At 68.6% G+C, this 18739-nt stretch carries 16 protein-coding genes; 7 read left to right on the forward strand and 9 right to left on the reverse strand.

Features of this window, described 5'->3' with window-relative positions:
- Positions 1-74 precede the first annotated feature (74 nt).
- Complete coding sequence (gene arc, locus HF886_RS08425) at positions 75-1778, reverse strand: proteasome ATPase (RefSeq protein ID WP_240952606.1); 1704 nt, start codon at positions 1776-1778, stop codon at positions 75-77.
- Between the two features lie 266 nt (positions 1779-2044).
- Between arc and HF886_RS08430 the strand changes: the two genes are divergently transcribed.
- On the forward strand, positions 2045-2533 hold the full coding sequence (locus tag HF886_RS08430) for a nuclear transport factor 2 family protein (RefSeq protein ID WP_169622272.1): 489 nt from the start codon (positions 2045-2047) through the stop codon (positions 2531-2533).
- 51 nt (positions 2534-2584) lie between these two features.
- On the opposite strand, the gene HF886_RS08435 is transcribed toward HF886_RS08430, so the two are convergent.
- Entirely contained in the window at positions 2585-3436 is an 852-nt protein-coding gene (locus HF886_RS08435; RefSeq protein WP_169622271.1) for a tRNA (adenine-N1)-methyltransferase, read from the reverse strand.
- 246 nt (positions 3437-3682) lie between these two features.
- On the opposite strand from HF886_RS08435, the gene HF886_RS08440 reads away from it, so the two are divergent.
- Complete coding sequence (locus HF886_RS08440) at positions 3683-4513, forward strand: thioesterase family protein (protein ID WP_169622270.1); 831 nt, start codon at positions 3683-3685, stop codon at positions 4511-4513.
- Positions 4514-4575: 62 nt separating this feature from the next.
- Here the strand turns inward: HF886_RS08440 and hisG are convergent, their stop codons facing one another.
- The 6 genes from hisG to metH form a co-directional block, all read right to left on the reverse strand.
- Positions 4576-5439: an ATP phosphoribosyltransferase gene (gene hisG, locus HF886_RS08445; RefSeq protein WP_169652066.1), complete on the reverse strand. Its 864-nt coding sequence runs from the start codon at positions 5437-5439 to the stop codon at positions 4576-4578.
- An 87-nt stretch (positions 5440-5526) separates the two neighbouring features.
- Positions 5527-5808, reverse strand: coding sequence for a phosphoribosyl-ATP diphosphatase (locus tag HF886_RS08450; protein WP_206037218.1), 282 nt, complete (start codon positions 5806-5808; stop codon positions 5527-5529).
- A gap of 50 nt (positions 5809-5858) precedes the next feature.
- Complete coding sequence (locus tag HF886_RS08455) at positions 5859-6746, reverse strand: pseudouridine synthase (RefSeq protein WP_169652067.1); 888 nt, start codon at positions 6744-6746, stop codon at positions 5859-5861.
- Position 6747: 1 nt separating this feature from the next.
- On the reverse strand, positions 6748-7608 hold the full coding sequence (locus HF886_RS08460) for a rhodanese-related sulfurtransferase (RefSeq protein WP_169622267.1): 861 nt from the start codon (positions 7606-7608) through the stop codon (positions 6748-6750).
- Between the two features lies 1 nt (position 7609).
- Complete coding sequence (locus HF886_RS08465; RefSeq protein ID WP_169622266.1) at positions 7610-8326, reverse strand: HAD family phosphatase; 717 nt, start codon at positions 8324-8326, stop codon at positions 7610-7612.
- Positions 8319-11888, reverse strand: coding sequence for a methionine synthase (gene metH, locus HF886_RS08470; protein WP_169652068.1), 3570 nt, complete (start codon positions 11886-11888; stop codon positions 8319-8321). Before metH ends, HF886_RS08465 begins: the two co-directional genes overlap by 8 nt.
- A 51-nt stretch (positions 11889-11939) precedes the next feature.
- On the opposite strand from metH, the gene HF886_RS08475 reads away from it, so the two are divergent.
- The 5 genes from HF886_RS08475 to HF886_RS08495 are packed head-to-tail and all read left to right on the forward strand — an operon-like array spanning position 11940 to position 17438.
- Complete coding sequence (locus tag HF886_RS08475) at positions 11940-12839, forward strand: PAC2 family protein (RefSeq protein ID WP_169622264.1); 900 nt, start codon at positions 11940-11942, stop codon at positions 12837-12839.
- Positions 12836-14002, forward strand: a complete 1167-nt coding sequence (locus HF886_RS08480) for an MFS transporter (protein ID WP_169622263.1) — start codon at positions 12836-12838, stop codon at positions 14000-14002. Before HF886_RS08475 ends, HF886_RS08480 begins: the two co-directional genes overlap by 4 nt.
- A 56-nt stretch (positions 14003-14058) precedes the next feature.
- Positions 14059-16569 (forward strand): nitrite reductase large subunit NirB, encoded by a 2511-nt coding sequence (gene nirB, locus HF886_RS08485; protein ID WP_169652069.1) that lies wholly within the window; start codon positions 14059-14061, stop codon positions 16567-16569.
- Entirely contained in the window at positions 16566-16907 is a 342-nt protein-coding gene (locus tag HF886_RS08490; protein ID WP_169622261.1) for a Rieske 2Fe-2S domain-containing protein, read from the forward strand. Before nirB ends, HF886_RS08490 begins: the two co-directional genes overlap by 4 nt.
- A gap of 33 nt (positions 16908-16940) precedes the next feature.
- On the forward strand, positions 16941-17438 hold the full coding sequence (locus HF886_RS08495; protein ID WP_240954980.1) for a hypothetical protein: 498 nt from the start codon (positions 16941-16943) through the stop codon (positions 17436-17438).
- Positions 17439-17658: 220 nt separating this feature from the next.
- Here the strand turns inward: HF886_RS08495 and HF886_RS08500 are convergent, their stop codons facing one another.
- The gene (locus HF886_RS08500) at positions 17659-18672 is read right to left on the reverse strand and encodes an AraC family transcriptional regulator (protein ID WP_169652070.1); all 1014 of its coding nucleotides are present in this window, start codon (positions 18670-18672) and stop codon (positions 17659-17661) included.
- Between the last annotated feature and the right edge of the window lie 67 nt (positions 18673-18739).

The raw sequence follows: 18739 nt of genomic DNA on the forward strand, positions 1-18739 counted from the left end.
TCCGATGGGCCGAGGGCCGGTGCCCGCGCGTGGCGGGCACCGGCCCTCGGTGCCGATCGGAACTCTCTGTGTTCCTACAGGTACTGACCGGTGTTCGACTCGGTGTCGATCGCCCGGCTGGCGCTGGCGTTCTTGCCGGTGACCAGCGTGCGGATGTAGACGATGCGTTCGCCCTTCTTGCCCGAGATCCGGGCCCAGTCGTCCGGGTTGGTGGTGTTGGGCAGGTCCTCGTTCTCCGCGAACTCGTCGACGATCGAGTCGAGCAGATGCTGCACCCGCAGACCCGGCGCGCCGGTCTCGAGCACCGACTTGATCGCGTATTTCTTGCCGCGGTCGACGATGTTCTGGATCATCGCGCCGGAGTTGAAGTCCTTGAAGTACAGGACTTCCTTGTCGCCGTTGGCGTAGGTGACCTCGAGGAAGCGGTTCTCCTCCGACTCGGCGTACATGCGGTCGACGACCCGTTCGATCATCGCCCGGATGCACGCGGCGCGATCGCCGCCGAATTCGGCGATGTCGTCGGCGTGCACCGGCAGGGTCTCGGTGAGGTACTTGGAGAAGATGTCCAGTGCCGCTTCCGCGTCGGGCCGCTCGATCTTGATCTTCACGTCCAGCCGGCCGGGCCGCAGGATCGCCGGGTCGATCATGTCCTCGCGGTTGGACGCGCCGATGACGATGACGTTCTCGAGTCCTTCGACGCCGTCGATCTCGCTGAGCAACTGCGGCACGACGGTGGTCTCCACATCGGAGGACACCCCCGAGCCGCGGGTACGGAAGATCGAATCCATCTCGTCGAAGAACACGATCACCGGAGTGCCCTCGGACGCCTTTTCCCGCGCCCGCTGGAAGATCATCCGGATGTGCCGCTCGGTTTCACCGACGAACTTGTTGAGCAGTTCGGGGCCCTTGATGTTGAGGAAGAAGGACTTGGCGTCCTTGGAATCCTCGCCGCGGGCCTCGGCGATCTTCTTCGCGAGAGAGTTCGCGACCGCCTTGGCGATCAGCGTCTTTCCGCAGCCGGGCGGCCCGTACAGCAGCACGCCCTTCGGGGGCCGCAGCGCGTACTCGTGGAACAGGTCCTTGTGCAGGAACGGCAGTTCCACCGCGTCGCGGATCTGCTCGATCTGCCGGCCCAGGCCACCGATGTCGCCGTAATCGACGTCCGGGACCTCCTCGAGCACCAGGTCTTCTACCTCGGCCTTCGGTACGCGTTCGAAGGCGTACCCGGCCTTGCTGTCGACCAGCAGGGAGTCGCCCGGCCGCAGCTTGAAGTTGTCCGGCCCGTCGGTCTCGTCGGTGTTCGAGGTGCTCGCCGGGTCGAGGGTGCGGGCCGCCGCGGCGGCCAGGGGCGCGGCCAGCCACACGACGCGTTCCTCGTCGGCGTGCCCGACCACCAGCGCGCGGCGCCCGTCGTCGAGCAGTTCGCGCAAGGTGGTGATCTCGCCGACGCGCTCGAACTCGCCTGCTTCGACGATGGTCAGAGCTTCGTTGAGCCGTACGGTCTGCCCGGGACGGAAGTCGTCGAGTTCGAGATTCGGCGACACCGCCACCCGCATCTTGCGGCCCGAGGTGAACACGTCGACGGTGTGGTCGTCGTAGGTCTCGAGCATCACTCCGTAGCCGCTGGGCGGCTGTCCGAGCCGGTCGACTTCCTCCCGCAGCGTGATCAACTGCTGGCGGGCGTCCTTGAGGGTCTCGAGCAGCTTGCCGTTGCGCACGGTGAGGGACTCGAGGCGGGCTTCGAGGTCGCGTACCCGATCGGACGGTTCGGCGAGCATGCGGCGCAGCGTGGCAACCTCCGCGCGCATCTCGTCGATCTCCCGTGCCGCCGCAACCGCATCCGGATTCTGTGAGTTCATGAGCGACTCCCTCCATGTGGTTATTCCACGCTACCGGGCGTTGGCCGAATGTGTACGACGACACGAAATCGTCGGGTACCGAACAGGTGTCGGTGTGCTCGACCGGCACCTCCCCGGCACCCGGTCAGCGCTGTTAGGCTAACCTAACTATCTGTTTCGTCCCTTGTCCCGAAAGGACCCACTCCGTGACCACCCGAACCCTGTTGGCCGCCGCCGCGGTGGCCGCCGTGGCACTGCTGCCCGCCTGCTCCGACTCGTCGTCGGACACCACCACCACCGACAGCACAGCGACGAGCGCGACCACCACCGCCACCACGACGACTGCCACCGCGGCGGCCCCGGTCGACGCGGCGGTCCTGCAGCAGCCGGTGGACGTGTTCTTCGACCCCGCCGCGACCACCGACGACCGCGTCGCCGTCGTCGAGGACGGCGACGAGCACCGCGCCGAACTCGACCAGTTCACGGGCGTGCTCGCCGGCTACCCGCTCACCGGCACCGTCGGCGAGGTCACCGTCGTCGACGACGACACCGTCACCGCGACCACCGAGGTCGCCGGGCCGCACGGCGGCGCCCCGATGCCTCTGCAATTCAGCCGCACCGACGACGGGCGCTGGGTCCTCGACGACGACGCCGCCTGCTCGATCCTCGAAATGGGCCGGATCACCTGCGCATAATCGCGCCCCGGCCCGTCGGACTCCCGGCCCGACGGACTCGCAGCCGCTGGGTCAGCCCTTACCGGCCCGGCGCTGCGGCTTCGGGGTGACGGTGCCCTCGGCGAGTTTGCGCGCCGACACCAGGAACGCCGTGTGCCCCTGCATCCGATGCTCCGGCCGCACGGCCAACCCCACCACGTGCCAGCCCCGCACGATCGACTCCCACGAGCGCGGCTCGGTCCAGCACGCCTGCTCCCGCATCGCCTCGACCACCTTCGACAACTGCGTCACCGTCGCCACGTACACGATCAGCACCCCGCCCGGTACCAGCGCGTCGGCCACCGCCGGCAGCGCATCCCACGGCGCGAGCATGTCCAGCACCGCCCGGTCGACGTGTCCGTGCGCCTCGAGGTCGTAGTCGGCGACATCCCCGAGCGTCAGATTCCAGTTGGCGGGCCGCTCCCCGAAGAACGTCTCCACATTGCGCACTGCGTGGACCGCGTGGTCGTCGCGCACCTCGTACGAGATGACGGTGCCCTCCGGGCCGACGGCCCGCAGCAGCGAGCACGTCAGTGCGCCCGATCCGGCGCCCGCCTCGAGCACCCGCGCACCGGGGAACACATCACCCTCGTGCACGATCTGCGCTGCGTCCTTCGGATAGATCACCTGCGCGCCCCGCGGCATCGAGAGCACGTAGTCGACCAGCAGCGGCCGCAACGCCAGATACGGGGTGCCGTTCGTGGAGGTCACCACCGAACCCTCGTCCGCGCCGATCAGCGCGTCGTGCACGATTCCGCCGCGATGGGTGTGGAACTCCTTGCCCGCCTCGAGCACCACGGTGTATTTGCGGCCCTTGGCGTCGGTCAACTGCACCCGGTCCCCGACCTGAAAGGGTCCGCTGCGCCCGAGTCCGCCTTCTGCCATCACCGTGTCCACCTTCGTCCGATCACCGCGCCGACCTCGGCGCGCGGGACCCCGCATGGTGCCGGTCCCGGGTCTCTAGCGTGCCAGGTCGCGCCCGGCGGCCGACCACGCCCCCCACCGACCACGCCCTCACCGGCGGCGGCGCACCCGGTGTGCGCCGCACGGCGCCGCGACTGCCATCATCGGATCCGGCGCCCGGTTCCCACCGGGCGCCGTGCCGTCCCATCCCCACAAGGAGTTCCCGCAGTGAGCGCCGCCTCGTACTACGTGCCCGTCCCCGTCCCCACCGATCCCGGGGCCGACCCCGACGTGAGCATCGAACGTTTCCGGCCCACCGAGCACACCGTGAGCACCTGGGGACCCGACCTGCAGCACGGCGCGCCGCCGTCCGCGTTGCTCGCCCGCGCGCTCGAACGGCACCGGCCGCGCCCCGGCACCCGGCTGACCCGCATCACCGTCGACCTGCTCGGTCCGGTTCCGCTCACCGACCTCGAGGTGCGCACCCGGATCGACCGGCCGGGCCGCAAGATCGAACTGGTCGTCGCCGAACTGTGGGCCACCGCCCCCGACGGCACCGCCCGGGCGGTCGCGCGGGGCACCGGCTGGCGGCTCGAGACCGTCGACCTGCCCGACGTCGCTCGCACCTCGGAGCCGCCGCTGCCGCCGGTCGACACCGTTCCCGCGGGCTCGGTCGGTCACCCGGCGTGGTCGGGCGGATACATCTCTACCCTCGAGTGGCGGGTCGTCACCGAGTTCGGGGTGCCGGGCCCCTCCGCGGCGTGGGTGTGTGCCCCGCTGCCGCTGGTGGACGGCGAAACCCCCACCGGGCTGGACCGGCTGATGACCGTCGCCGACGTCGCCAACGGTGTCGGCTCCAAGCTCGACCCCACCCGCTGGCTGTTCCTCAACACGGAACTGACCGTGCACCTGTTCCGCGCTCCCGACCCCACCTGGGTCGGGATCTCCGCCGAGACGTCCGTGGGTCCCGACGGCGTCGGTATGACCGCCGGGGTGCTCTACGACGAGGCCGGTGCACTCGGCCGCATCGCCCAGAACGTGCAGGTGCGGTCCCGCTGATCGCGAGACCGCACCTGAGGTGAGAGACGGGATGTGCCCGCCGGTAGTTCTTCTCCGGAGAGCTATTCGGCGGCGCGCATCGCGCGGCACGACCGGATGTTCGACGCGAGGATGGCGTGCGCCCCGATCTCGGCGAGACGATCCATCACCGCGTTGTGGCCCTTGCGGGGCACCATGGCCCGCACCGCGACCGACGAGTCGTTCGCCAGCGGGGAGATCGTCGGGGACTCGAGTCCCGGCGTGACCTGCACCGCCTGCTCGAGCAGGTGCTTCGGGCAGTCGTAGTCGAGCATCACGTACTGCTGCGCGAAGACCACGCCTTCGAGCCGGGCGATGAGCTGATTGCGGGCCCGATCGGCACGATCGGAGCCTTCCCGCTCGATGAGCACACCTTCCGAATCGCACAGCGAGTCACCGAACGCCACGAGATCGTGCTGCCGCAGCGTGCGACCCGACCCGACCACGTCGGCGATCGCGTCGGCCACCCCGAGCTGGATGGAGATCTCCACCGCCCCGTCGAGCCGGATCACGGTCGCGTCGAGACCACGGGACTCGAGGTCCCGGCGCACCAGATTCGGGTACGACGTGGCGATCCGCAGCCCGTGCAGGTCCTCGACCGCCCAGTCGCGGCCCTTGGGGCCGGCGTACCGGAACGAGGACCGCCCGAACCCGAGCGAGAGCCGCTCCGCGACGGGCGCACCCGAATCGAGGGCCAGGTCACGGCCGGTGATCCCCAGGTCCAGCTCACCGGACCCGACATAGATCGCGATGTCCTTCGGGCGCAGGAAAAAGAATTCGACGTCGTTGACGGGATCGATGACTGTCAGATCCCGCGAATCGGTGCGGCGCCGGTACCCGGCCTCCTGCAGAATCTCGGCGGCAGACTCGGACAACGAGCCCTTGTTGGGAACTGCGACGCGCAGCATGACGAACGTCCTTTCGGAAAGGGAGGGAAGAATCGACGAGGTCCACGGGCACGGACGGCAGCCACCTCGAAGCGGCGGCGCCGGCCGTCACAGATGCTTGTAGACGTCCTCGAGCTTCAGACCGCGCCCCACCATCAGAACCTGCACCCAGTACAGCAACTGCGAGATCTCCTCGGAGAGCTCCTCATCGGACTGGTACTCGGCGGCGATCCATACCTCGCCGGCCTCCTCGATCACCTTCTTGCCCTGCGCGTGGACACCGGCGTCCAACGCGGCGACGGTGCCGGACCCCTCAGGACGGGTCACAGCACGTTCGGACAGCTCGGCGAACAGGGAATCGAAGGTCTTCACAGGGGTTGATTGTTTCATGCCGCGCCGCTCCCCCCGAATTCAGGACACCACCGCGCCCGGCGCGCGGCTCACCACCCGAGGTTCCGGGCGCTGACGAACCGCCGCGTCGCCCCGCTGACCGGATCGGGGAACTCGAGCGCACGTGCCAGCAACCGCAGCGGATCGGTGAAGTCGTCCGGGTCGCGGCGCCGGAACACCGGATAGAAGTTGTCCCCCACGATCGGGATCCCCAGCGCCGTCAGGTGCAGACGCAACTGGTGCGTGCGCCCGGTGCGGGGGTGCAGCCGGTACCGGGCCCGATCTCCGTGTCGCTCCAGCAGTTCGACTCGGGTCTCGGAGTTCGGGTCGGTGAAGCTCTGCACGGCGGTCAGCTCACCGTGCTGCTTGTCGATGCGGGTGCGCACGACCTGCGGGAATGCGAGCTCCGGCCGGAACCCGGCGACCGCCTCGTACTCTTTGACCACCAGGTGCCGCTCGAACAGTTCCTGGTAGGGCCGCCGCCAGCGCGGGTCGGTGGTGCACAGCAGCACACCGGCGGTCATCCGGTCGAGCCGGTGCACCGGCACCAGATGCGGCAGGTCCAGTTCCCGGCGCAGCCGCACGACCACCGTTTCCCGGATGTGGGTGCCCCGCGGGATGGTCGCCAGGAAGTGCGGTTTGTCCACCACCACCAGTCGGTCGTCGCGGTGCAGCACCTCCACCGGAAACGGCACCGGCACCTCCGGCGGCGGGTCGCGGTAGAAGTACACGAACCGGGTCGGCTGATAGCGGGTGCCGGCGTCCACCGGCCGGCCGTGCTCGTCGACGAGTTCACCGGCGCTCACGCGGGCCTGCCAGTCCTCCCCCGGGTGACGGGACTGCAGAAATTCGACGATGGTGGCCGCGTCCGTCTCGGCGGGCATACGCAGCCGGTCCGGGCCGAGACCGTCCCGCACCGGCAGCGGGGCTCCGCGCACCTCAGGCCTCGACGGGGTCCGGTACGCACCCCGCGCAGACCAGCGTCAGGTCGCGGCCGTCGCGATCGGGGTGGTTGCGGTACCGCGACGTCGGCGTTCCGCACTCGGTGCACCGGCCCAACACGGTTGCGGCCGGGCTGAATTCGACGTTCATGCGGCCGTCGAACACGTACAGCGAACCTTCCCACAGCCCGTCGTCACCGAATGTCTCGCCGTAGCGCACGATTCCGCCGTCTAGCTGATACACCTCTTCGAAACCGCGGTTGCGCATCAACGCCGACAACACCTCGCACCGCACCCCGCCGGTGCAGTAGGTCACCACCGGACGGGACTTGAGATGGTCGTAACGGCCGCTGTCGAGTTCGGCGACGAAATCGCGGGTGGTCTCCACCTCGGGCACCACCGCATTCCGGAACCGGCCGATCTCCGCCTCGAACCGGTTGCGGCCGTCGAAGAACACCACCTCGTCGCCGCGCTCGGAGACCAACTCGTGCACGGCGCGTGGCGAGAGCGGGGTGCCGCCGCCCACCACACCGTGGTCGTCGACCTTCACCTCGTGGGGCACCCCGAACGTCACGATCTCCGGGCGCACCTTGACCGACAGGCGCGGGAAGTCGTGGCCGGTGCCGTCGGACCACTTGACGTCGGTGTCCTTGAACGCCGGATAGCCGCGCAGTCCGCGCACGTAGCGCTTCACCGCGGCGATGTCCCCACCGACGGTGCCGTTGATGCCGTGCTCGGAGATCAGGATCCGGCCCGTCAGCCCCAGCGACGACGCGAGGGTGTGCTGCCACAACCGGATCGCCTCCGGGTCGGGCAGCGGCGTGAACGCGTAGAACAACACGATCTTGGGAATTGCCATGTCAGCGCGATCCCGACCCGTGGAACTCGCGCAGGTCCGCCACCGTCAGGCCCTCGAGCGTCGACCGGAACACCCGGCGCGGCGAGCCGGGCACCTCCACCAGCGACGGCACCACCAACACCGCGCAGCCCGCGGCCTCGGCGGACGTCGCGCCGGTCGGGGAATCCTCGATGGCCAGGCACTGTGCCGGATCGAGCCCGAGCAACTCCGCGGCCCGCCGGTACGGCGCCGGGTCGGGTTTGCCCGCCGGCACCTCGTCACCGCACACCGTGTGGTCGAAGCGGTCCCGGCCGAGCGTCTCGAGCGCGACGTCGCACAACCGGCGGCCGGTGTTGGTCACCAGCACCTGGCCCAGTCCCGCCGCACGTACCGCATCGAGTGCCGCCTGCGCGCCGGGCCGCCACCGCAGACCCTGAGCGAACAACCCGGCCATGTACGCGTTGAGCCAGTCCTCGGCGGCGGTCTGCTCGTCGGGGGTCGGTTCGAGACCGAGACCGGCGAACGCTCGCCATACCGACAGGTCGAGCGGTCCGCCGATCGTCGCGCGCCGGGTCTCCTCACTCATCGGGCCACCGAGATGCAGCGACAACTCCCGCATCCCGATGTCCCACAACTGCTCGGACTCGAGCAACGTGCCGTCCATGTCCCACAGCACCGCCTGCAGTCGGGTGGCCCCGATCGACGGTGCAGCGCAACCGGATTCGAGCTGATCAGACATTGAAATACTTGGCCTCCGGGTGGTGCAGCACGAACGCGTCGGTGGACTGCTCGGGATGCAACTGCAATTCCTCCGACAATTCCACGCCGATACGTTCGGGCTCGAGCAACTCGACGAGCTTGATGCGATCCTCGAGATTCGGGCACGCGCCGTACCCGAACGCGAACCGGGCCCCGCGATAGGCGAGCTTGAAGTACTCGGCGATCTCGTCGGGATCCTCGTCGGCGGCGGTGCCGCCCCCGGCGAATGCCAGTTCCTGCCGGATCCGGCGATGCCAATACTCCGCCAGCGCCTCGGTGAGCTGCACGCCGATACCGTGCACCTCCAGATAGTCGCGGTACGCGTCCGCGGCGAACAACTCGTTCGCGAAGTCGGCGATCGGCTGCCCCATCGTCACCAGCTGGAACGGCCACACATCGACCTGCCCCGACGCGAGCGCATCTTCCCGGGACCGCACGAAGTCGGCGATGCACAGGAACCGGGACCGCTGTTGCCGCGGGAACGTGAACCGGAATCGCTCCGGCGCGTCCGGGCGGGGCTCGGTGAGTACCACCACGTCGTCACCCTCGGACACCGCCGGGAAGTAGCCGTACACCACGGCGGCGTGCTGCAAGATCCCCTCGGTTGCCAACCGGTCCAGCCAGTACCGCAACCGCGGCCGGCCCTCGGTCTCCACCAACTCTTCGTAGCTCGGGCCGTCGCCGCCCCGTTGCCCACGCAGACCCCACTGTCCGAGGAAAAGCGCGCGCTCGTCGATCAGCGACGCATACTCGGCCAACGGGATGCCCTTGACCACGCGGGTACCCCAGAACGGCGGGGTCGGCACCGGAAGATCCGCTGCGACATCGCTGCGCGCAGGCACCACCACCGGTGCCTCCGCCGCCTTGCGCTTCTCCGCGATCCTCTTGCTGCGCTCGTGCCGCTCCTTGCGCTCGGCGGCCTTCCGGGCAGCTTCCAGCGCCTCCGGGCTGTCGGGCGCCGGAGCCTCGCCGCGCTTGACGGCCATCACCTTGTCCATCAACGACAAGCCCTCGAACGCATCGCGCGCGTACGACACCTGACCCTCGTAGACCTCCGCGAGATCGTTCTCCACATAGCTGCGGGTCAGTGCCGCGCCGCCGAGCATCACCGGGAACTGCTCGGCCACCCCGCGGGCATTGAGTTCCTGAAGGTTCTCCTTCATCACCACGGTCGACTTCACCAGCAGACCGGACATCCCGATCACGTCGGCTCGCTTGTCGACCGCCGCATCGAGAATCGTGGCGATGGGCTGCTTGATCCCGAGGTTGACCACCTCGTAGCCGTTGTTCGACAAGATGATGTCGACCAGGTTCTTGCCGATGTCGTGCACATCGCCCTTGACGGTCGCCAGCACGATCCGGCCCTTACCGTCGGCGCCGGTGGACTCCATGTGGGGTTCGAGGAACGCCACCGCCGTCTTCATCACCTCGGCGGACTGCAGCACGAACGGCAACTGCATCTGCCCCGACCCGAACAGCTCACCGACCGTCTTCATCCCCGACAGCAACGTGTCGTTGATGATCGTCAGCGGCGGTGTCGTCGTCATCGCCTCCGTCAGATCGTCCTCGAGGCCGTTGCGCTCCCCGTCGACGATGCGCCGCTCGAGCCGTTCGAACAGCGGCAGCGCCGCCAGCTCCTGCGCGCGCGACTCCCGCGCCGACGCCGCCGACACACCCTCGAACAGTTCCATCAGCTTCTGCAGGGGGTCGTATCCCTCGCGGCGACGGTCGTACACCAGATCCAGCGCGACCTGCCGCTGCTCCTCCGGGATGCGGGCCATCGGCAGGATCTTCGACGCATGCACGATCGCCGTATCCAGCCCCGCTTCGGTGCACTCGTTCAGGAACACCGAGTTGAGCACCTGCCGGGCCGCCGGATTCAAACCGAACGACACATTCGAGATGCCGAGCGTGAAGTGGATTTCGGGATGTCGCCGGTGCAGTTCGCGGATCGCGCTGATCGTCTCGATCGCGTCGCGGCGGACTTCCTCCTGCCCCGTCGAGATCGGGAAGGTCAACGCGTCGACGATGATGTCTTCCGGCGCGAGCCCCCAGTTCTCCGTCAGATCGGTGATCAGGCGCTCCGCGATCCGCACCTTGTGTTCGGCGGTACGGGCCTGACCCTCCTCGTCGATCGTCAGCGCGACCACGGCCGCGCCGTGCGTGACGACGAGCTGCATGATCCGCTGGAACCGCGAGCCGGGGCCGTCGCCGTCCTCGTAGTTCACCGAGTTCACCGCGCACCGGCCACCGAGGTGCTCGAGACCGGCCTGGATCACGTCCGGCTCCGTCGAGTCGATCATGATGGGCAACGTCGAGGCCGTCGCGAACCGGGACGCCAGTTCTGCCATGTCGGCGGCACCGTCGCGTCCCACATAGTCGACGTTCAGGTCCAGCATGTGCGCGCCGTCGCGAATCTGGTCCTTCGCGATATCGAGGCACTTCTGCCAGTCCGCGGCGAGCATCGCCTCCCGGAACGCCTTCGACCCGTTGGTGTTCGTGCGCTCGCCGACCATCAGGATCGACGCGTCCTGCTCGAACGGCACCGCCGTGTAGAGCGACGACACACCCGGCTCCGGCACGGGCGTCCGCGGGGCGGGCGTCACCTCACGCACCGCCGCGGCCACCTGCCGGACATGCTCGGGAGTCGTGCCACAGCACCCGCCGACGAACGCGAGCCCGTAGTCGGCGACGAACCCGGCCAACGCCGACGCCAGTTCCTCCGGACCCAGCGGGTACTCGGCGCCGTTGGGCCCCAGCACCGGCAGCCCCGCGTTCGGCATCACCGACACCGGAATCCGTGCGTGCTGCGTCAGGTACCGCAGGTGTTCGCTCATCTCCGCCGGGCCGGTCGCGCAGTTCAGCCCGATCAGGTCGATGCCCAGCGGCTCGAGCGCCGTCAGCGCCGCACCGATCTCCGAACCGAGCAGCATCGTGCCCGTGGTCTCCACCGTGACATGGGTGACGATCGGCAGTCGCCGGCCCGCCTGCTCCATCGCCAGGCGGCTACCCACGATCGCGGCCTTCGCCTGCAACAGGTCCTGGCAGGTTTCCACCAGGATCGCATCGGCGCCGCCGTCGATCATGCCCAGAGCGGCCTCCGCGTAGGCATCCCGCAACACCGCGTAGGGCGCGTGCCCCAAGCTCGGCAGCTTGGTGCCCGGCCCCATCGAGCCGATCACCATCCGGGGCATCCCGTCGTCGCTCGGGCCCATCTCGTCGGCCACCTCACGGGCCAGACGGGTGCCACGTTCGGACAGGTCACGGATGCGGTCGGCGATGTCGTAGTCGGCGAGATTGGGCAGGTTGCAACCGAAGGTGTTCGTCGAGACCACATCTGCGCCGGCCTCGAAATACGCCCGATGGATCCCCCGGATCACATCGGGCCGAGACTCGTTGAGAATCTCGTTGCACCCCTCCAAACCGCGGAAATCGTCGAGCGAAAGATCCGCGGCCTGCAACATCGTGCCCATCGCCCCGTCTCCGATGACAACGCGCCGCTTCAACGCATCGAGCAAGACAGAGTGCAATGGGGTGGACATGCCCACCAGACTAGTGGGCGGACGAACCGGCCCGGGTCGTAGGCTGGACGAGTGAATGCACGCGAGAACTCCGACACCCCGGACCAGGACGTACCCGTCCTCCGTGATCCGGTGCTCGTTGCCGCGTTCGAAGGATGGAACGACGCAGGCGACGCCGCCAGCGGAGCCGTCGAACACCTCGAACTGATCTGGGACGCCGAACCCTTCGCCGAACTGGACTCCGAGGACTACTACGACTACCAGGTCAACCGTCCCCAGGTCCGGCTCGTCGACGGCGTCAGCCGCGAACTCGACTGGCCCGCCACCCGGCTGTCGGTCTGCGCACTGCCCGGCAGCGAGCGCGACATCGTGCTGCTGCGCGGCATCGAACCCAACATGCGCTGGCGCAGCTTCTGCGACGCCATCATCGAACTCATCGACGACATCGGCGTCCACACCGTCATCCTCCTCGGCGCCCTGCTCGCCGACACTCCCCACACCCGGCCCGTCCCGGTGACCGGCACCGCGTACAGCGCCGAAGCCGCCAAACGCTTCAACCTCGAAAAATCACGCTACGAAGGACCCACCGGGATCACCGGCGTCCTCCAGGACGCCTGCGTCCGCGCCGGCATCCCCGCCGTGTCCTTCTGGGCAGCGGTCCCCCACTACGTCTCGCACCCGCCCAACCCCAAAGCCACCGTCGAACTCCTCCGCCGGCTCGAAGACATCCTCGATGTCGAAGTTCCCCTCGGCGAACTGCCCGTCCTCGCCGAAGAATGGGAAGAGGCCGTCACCGAGATGACCGACGACGACGAAGACGTCGCCGACTACGTCCGCGGACTCGAAGAACGCGGCGACGCCGAAGCCGAATCCGACATCACCGACGACATCTCCAACATCGACGGCGATGCCATCGCCGCCGAATTCGAGCGCTACCTGCGTCGACGCGGTCCCGGCGGACTCGCCCAGTGAGCGCCCTGCGCGCGGCACTCCCGCGCGCGGCGCTCTACACAGGCGGCTTCCTCGGCCCGTTCGGCGGCAGCGTCGTCGTCTCGATGCTTCCCGAGATGGGCGCCGACCTGGGCGTCACGGCCGCCACCGCGGCCACCTCCGTGACCGCCTACCTCGGTGTCTTCGCCGCCGCCATGCTGTTCTCCGGCACCCTCGGTGCCCGCTGGGGCCGGGCCCGCACGGTCCGCCTCGCCTACCTCGCCTACGCGGTGGTGTCCGTCGCCGCCGCGCTCGCCCCCACTCTGACCGTGCTGCTCGGTGCCCGCATGCTCCAGGGCGCGGCCAACGCCTTCACCACACCGCTGCTGCTCGCGGCCCTCGCGTCCCTGACACCGCAGAATCGGCTCGGTCGCGCACTGGGTCTCTTCGGTGCCCTGCAAGCCGCCGGGCTGACCTTCGCGCCGCTCGTCGGCGGGCTCGCCGCCGAGATCGACTGGCGATGGGCCTTCGTGGTGCTCGCCGCCGCCGCACTGGCGCTCGCGTGCATCGGACTACCGGGCACCGTCGACGAGGACACCGCCGGCGAACCCGCCCGGCTTCGCGACGCGCTGCGTCCCCGCATCGTCCGCGTCGGCATCGTGGCGTTGCTCGGCTGGGGTGCGATCGGCGGACTCAACTTCCTCCTCGCCTTCCGCGCCGAGGACGTGTTCGCCCTCACCCCGTCCGAGCGCGGCGCGCTGCTCACCGTCCTCGGGTTCGCCGGCATCCTCACCGCCCGGCGCGTCGGGATCCTCGTCGACCGGATCGGCGCGCGGCGCACCGTCCTCATCGGTGCCGTCGTCGGCGCAGTGCTGGTGGTCACCGTCGGTACGGTGACGAATCTCATGGTTGTCGCCGTCGCCTGGTTCCTCGCGGGCGTCGCCTCGCAATGCGTGCTCGTCGGCGTCAATGCCGCCGTCCTGGGCGATCCCGGAGCCAACCGCGGCGGCGCGGTGTCGGTGGTGCAGGCCTTCCGGTTCGGCGGTGGCGCGTTCGCTCCGCTGGCACTCACGCCCGTGTACTCGGCGGATCCGACCGCCGCGTTCCTCGTGCCCGCGGTGCTGCTCGCCGTCGTCACCCCGCTCGCGATGCCTGCGTCGCCGCGACCTGACAGTTCCGGCAAGGACGGGGTGAGGTCTTCCTGATCGGCATGTAACGCGCCGGCAGCCGATCCGTCACCGACGCGGCCGACCCTCGAAGCATGACATCGACCCAGCCCCAACCGGAGACACCGCGTCGGCGGCTCCTCGTCGTGGGCAACGGCATGGCAGGTGCACGCACCGTCGAAGAGATCCTCGCGCGAGGTGGACGAGAGCTCTTCGACATCACCATGATCGGCGACGAGCCGTACGGCAACTACAACCGGATCATGCTCTCGCACGTCCTGTCCGGCGAAGCGACCGCCGACGACGACGATCTCGTGCTCAATCCGATGAGCTGGTACCGGGAGCACGGCATCACCCTCTTCGCGGGCGACCGCGCGGTCCGCCTCGACCGGTTCGCCAAGACGGTCACCTGTGAATCCGGCCGGGTGGCGGGCTACGACGTGCTTGTCGTCGCCACCGGATCGTCGACCTTCTTCCCCAACATGGACGGCCTGCGCGAAGCGGACGGCCGCCTCGGGCGCGGCGTGTTCGGTTTCCGCACCCTCGCCGATACCAACGGCATGCTCCAGATGGCGGAGTCCCGCGACGACGTGTCGGCAGTGGTCGTCGGCGGCGGCCTGCTCGGCCTCGAGGCCGCGTACGGGTTACGCACCCAGGGACTCGAGGTGACGGTCGTGCATTCGCCCGGGCACCTGATGAACCAGCAACTCGACGAGCGCGGCGGCCGCGTCCTGCGCACCGAGATCGAGAAACTCGGGGTCACCGTGCACACGGGTACACGCACGATCGGCATCGAGCGCGACGGCCACGGCGAGGTGGTCGGGGTCCGGTTCTCCGACGACACCGTCGTCCCGGCGGACATGGTGGTCGTCGCGGCAGGTATCCGCCCCAACACCGAATTCGCGCGCACCGGAGGTCTTCTCGTCGAGCGCGGCCTGGTCGTCGACGATCAGTTGCGCTGCGACGGCGAATCGAGCGTGTACGCCGTCGGGGAATGCGTGCAGCACCGCGGCGAGGTGTACGGACTCGTCGCACCCGTGTGGGAGCAGGCCGTCGTGCTCGCCGAGCATCTCACCGGCACCGACCCGCACGCCGCGTACGAGGGCTCGCGGACCACCACCAAGCTCAAGGTCGCCGGTATCGACGTCGCCGCGATGGGCGTGAAGGGACCCGAACGCGAAGACGACGAGTTCGTGCAGTTCTACGACCCGCGCAGCGGTGTGTACAAGGCCGTCGTCGTGCGTGACGACCAACTGATCGGCGCGATGCTGCTCGGCGACATCGGCCGGGCGTCGATGCTCGGACAGGCCTTCGACGGAATGATCGAGGTCCCCCAGGATCGCGCGGCCCTGCTGTTCGACATCGGAGAGCCCCAGGGCGCCGACGTGGCGGCAGATCTGCCCGACAGCACCCAGGTGTGCAACTGCAACGGCGTCACCAAGGGCGACATCGTGGCCTGTGTCCACGGCGGAGCGGCCAGCCTCGCGGACGTCTGCGCCACCACTCGGGCGGGCAAGGGCTGCGGGTCGTGCAAGGCGCTCGTGGGTGACATCGTCGCGTGCGCGGCCGGCGGCGCGCTCGCCGAGGACCCCGCCGCGAACTGGTATGTGCCGTGCATCCCGCTGACCAAACCCGACCTGATCGCCGCTATCCGCGAGCACGACCTGCGCGCGGTGTCGCAGGTGTTCGCGAAACTCGCGACCGGGGGCCGCGAGGACGCCTCCGCGAAGATGCCGCTGGCGTCGCTGTTGCGCACACTGTGGGGCCCCGACTGGGTCGACGAGCGTGGCGCGCTCTATATCAACGACCGTGTGCACGCCAATATCCAGCGGGACGGCACATTTTCGGTGGTGCCTCAGATGAAGGGCGGGGTGACCACACCGGATCAGTTGCGCCGGATCGCCGATGTCGCCGACAAGTACCGGGTGCCCATGGTGAAGGTCACCGGTGGTCAGCGGATCGATCTCCTCGGCATCAAGAAGGAGGACCTGCCGAAGGTCTGGGCAGATCTCGATATGCCGTCGGGCTTCGCCTACGGCAAGAGTTTCCGCACTGTGAAAACCTGCGTGGGCAGCGATTTCTGCCGGTTCGGTCTGGGCGACTCCACGAATTTGGGTATCGCACTCGAGGAACGCTTCCAGGGGCTCGAGACACCGGCCAAGCTCAAATTGGCGGTGGCGGGGTGTCCCCGCAACTGTTCCGAGGCGCTGTGCAAGGACCTCGGGGTGGTCGCCGTCGGCGACGGGCGGTGGGAGATCTACGTCGGCGGCGCCGCCGGTGCACACGTCCGCAAAGGTGACCTTCTCGCGACGGTGGGCTCCGCCGACGAGGTGCTTTCCGTGGCGGGACGGTTCATCCAGTACTACCGCGAGAACGCGCAGTGGCTCGAGCGGACCTACGCCTTCGTGCCGCGCATCGGTCTGGACCGACTACAGGACCTGCTGATTCGAGACGAGGAGAACTTGGTGTCCGGACTGGACGAACGCGTCGAGGTCGCCGTCGCCGGCTACCGTGATCCCTGGCTCGACCGTTCGGACCCCAAGTCTCCCGCGCAGTTTGCGCCGTCGCTGCCGTTGCTGGCCCTCCCCCAGGTCCCCGTTCGATGACCGCCGTGGACGACAGTGCCGTCGTCGGCCTCGGACCGGTCTCGGATCTCACCCGCGGCGAGGGGCGCACCTATACGGTCGACGGCCGACAGATCGCCGTGTTCCTGTTGTCCGACGGTTCGGTCCGCGCGACCGACGCCGTGTGCCCGCACAAGGGAGGGCCGTTGGCCGACGGGCAGATCGACCACACCGGCGTCGTGTGCCCGCTGCATCAGTACGCGTTCTCGTTCGACACGGGTGCGTGCGCCGCGCACGGGATCGGATCGGTACGCACCTACGCGGTGCAGGTGAGCGAAGGCCGAATCCTGCTGTCCTCGTCCTTCTCGGGATCGCAGTAACACTCCTGCTATCGTCCTTCCCCCGAGGGAAGGGTGCCCACAGTGGGGTGTGTCGTCGTCGAACACGAGTCGGTCCTTCCCGCCGCGAGCCCCGCGGTCTGGGCCCGCATCACAGATCCCGGCGGTATCAACGACGAACTCGCCCCCGTGCTGTCGATGCGCATGCCGCGTGCGGTCCGGGGCCAGTCCATCGACGAGGTGCCGGTCGGCGTGCGCCTGGGCCGTGCACCGCTCCTGCTCTTCGGGATACTGCCGGTCGAATTCGATGACCTCACCGTCGCTGCCGTCGAACCCGGTCGCCGGTTCCACGAGAAGTCCAGCATGGTGCTCCTGCGCCGATGGGAGCACGAACGCGAACTACAACCGCTGCCGTCCGGCGGAACCCGTGTCCACGATCGCCTCACCTTCGAGTTGCGCGCGCCCCTGTCGCGTGTACCGATCGTCGTCGCCGTGGCGCACCGCGTGATCGCGGGACTGTTCGCCCACCGGCATCGCAGGCTCGCCCGCTACTTCCACAGACCCCCGGCGTAGCTGCGAGTCACGTGAAGTGTTGGTGACTGGCGGGATCGAGACGAGTTGGTGGTGGAAATGGCGGATATTTCTGTTATTTGTATATTCCGTCCGATCCAGAATATCTTCCAGGGTCGCGTCCTCCGCCGAACCCGCATTTCGGGTGCGCCCTACTCCCATGTCGTCGTCCTTCCCCGCCGCGAATGCCGTTCCCCCGGAAAAGGATCAAGCTGCCTATCCTTCATCCACGCACTCCCCTGGCCCGCCGGCCCGGAGTCGTTCCCGTCCACCTCGTGAAAGCTACCGTGAAGCTCGACGCGTCGGAATACCCCAAGCGGTGTGCCACCCGCTCGACCGACAGCCCCGCAGCGAGAAGTTCCTCGGCCACCGCGCTGTACGTCTCCGCCACGACCTCCCGGTACGACGTTCCTTCCTCCTCGAGCCTCCTCCGCAGCGTCCGCACGCTGAGCCCCAACTCCCCCGCGACACGCTGTTGCGTCGCACCCGACGACGCGGCACGAAGCAGGATCTCACGGACCCGGAATGCGGTTCCACTGCGGAATCGCCGCCGCTGAAGGAGTTCTGCGCACTCTTCGAGCAGCACCGCCGACGCGGCCGCGCTGGCGGTGGGCATCGGACGTTCCACCGCCGCCGCGTCCACCACGACCGTGTGCGGCCCGGATACAGACACCACCTCGTAGCCGTGTTCACGCACCATCGGTGCGATGCGACCGAACAGCGACTCGTTCACTTCGATCCGCCGCACCTCGACCGGGTTGCCCCACAACGCCGTCCAGTGCGCCAGGATTCCGGACAGGTCGCGTTCGAGAAGGAATCCCCGTACATCGCGCGGCACCTCACGATCGTCGAGCGAGAACCGCACCTCACCGTCGGCGTACGCCAACGTTGCCCGCGAGAACGCGTACGAGAGGTCGAAGTAACGCGTTCCCACCTCGATCCCCTCCCGGACGGTCGCACAACTCATCAACGCGTACCCGTAGATGCCGTGCACGGCGGCCTGATACGACGCACCGAGCGTGAACCCGCACCCTGGAGCATCGTCGAGTTCCGCCACCAGATTCCGGATCAGCGCCAGTTCCTGTTCGTCCGTGATCTCGCTCGTGGGATCCGAGAGTCCCTCGGCCGGTAGTCCGGTGCCGCGGAGAACCAGATGGGTGTCGATACCGCGTTCCCGGGCGAAGTCCACGAGAAGCCGTGCGCTGGTCGCGGCACGGCGAGGGACCAAGGTCGTCACGACGTGCCATCATCGGCCACGTGGCCGAAATTCACAAGAAACAGCCGCTTTCGGCATGGATCTGCGG

The sequence above is a fragment of the Rhodococcus sp. 105337 genome (genome assembly GCF_012844225.1).
Lineage (GTDB): Bacteria > Actinomycetota > Actinomycetes > Mycobacteriales > Mycobacteriaceae > Rhodococcus.

Coding starts and splice junctions, on each gene's coding strand:
- arc (WP_240952606.1), bottom strand. CDS start 1,778: ATGCTCGCCGAACCGTCCGATCGGGTACGCGACCTCGAAGCCCGCCTC.
- HF886_RS08435 (WP_169622271.1), bottom strand. CDS start 3,436: ATGGCAGAAGGCGGACTCGGGCGCAGCGGACCCTTTCAGGTCGGGGAC.
- hisG (WP_169652066.1), bottom strand. CDS start 5,439: ATGCTGCGCGTCGCAGTTCCCAACAAGGGCTCGTTGTCCGAGTCTGCC.
- HF886_RS08450 (WP_206037218.1), bottom strand. CDS start 5,808: ATGAAACAATCAACCCCTGTGAAGACCTTCGATTCCCTGTTCGCCGAG.
- HF886_RS08460 (WP_169622267.1), bottom strand. CDS start 7,608: ATGGCAATTCCCAAGATCGTGTTGTTCTACGCGTTCACGCCGCTGCCC.
- HF886_RS08465 (WP_169622266.1), bottom strand. CDS start 8,326: ATGTCTGATCAGCTCGAATCCGGTTGCGCTGCACCGTCGATCGGGGCC.
- metH (WP_169652068.1), bottom strand. CDS start 11,888: ATGTCCACCCCATTGCACTCTGTCTTGCTCGATGCGTTGAAGCGGCGC.
- nirB (WP_169652069.1), top strand. CDS start 14,059: ATGACATCGACCCAGCCCCAACCGGAGACACCGCGTCGGCGGCTCCTC.
- HF886_RS08490 (WP_169622261.1), top strand. CDS start 16,566: ATGACCGCCGTGGACGACAGTGCCGTCGTCGGCCTCGGACCGGTCTCG.